Annotated in this window: 1 protein-coding gene; it reads right to left on the bottom strand. The window is 65.7% G+C overall.

The window, feature by feature from the left end:
• A partial coding sequence (locus tag KDM41_18955; protein MCB1185505.1) for an enoyl-CoA hydratase/isomerase family protein occupies positions 1-527 on the bottom strand: 527 nt, incomplete at both ends.

Raw genomic sequence — 527 nt, 5'->3', positions numbered from 1 at the left:
CCTTCGAAGACGCGGTCGACTCGCTCGACATAGTCGTAGACCGCGTCCTCGCCGGCCCCGTCCTCGGCCACCATGTCGACGACGCCCATCTCGTAGAGCTCCTCGGCGCTGTAGATCCGCCCGCTGAGCATCATGCGTTCCGCCTGGGCCGGCGAGATGCGGCGGCTCAGGAAGCTGTAAGCGCCCATTCCCGGGAACAGGTTGAACAGAATCTCGGGCAGGCCGAACTTGGCGCTCCGCTCGGCGATGATGACATCGTCCGCCAGGGCGCATTCGAAGCCGCCGCCGAGGGCGTCGCCCTGCACCAGCGAAATGCCGATGACCGGCAGGCCCAGGTTGACGGCTCGGAAATGCAAGGGCTCGACGCAGGCATAGGCATAGCGCCGGAGGCCTTCGCGATCGCTGGACCGGATCATCCGGGCGAAAAGGGGCAGATCGCCGCCCAGGTTGTAGACTCCGGGAATTTTCGACCCGAAGACGGTATAGCGCAGCGGATAGTCGGCGCCTTCCTCGAATCCCGAGAGGGC

This window comes from bacterium (genome assembly GCA_020440705.1).
Taxonomy (GTDB): domain Bacteria; phylum Krumholzibacteriota; class Krumholzibacteriia; order LZORAL124-64-63; family LZORAL124-64-63; genus JAGRNP01.
The sequence above is the reverse complement of the archived record's forward strand: the minus strand, read 5'-3'. Positions and strand labels throughout refer to the sequence as shown.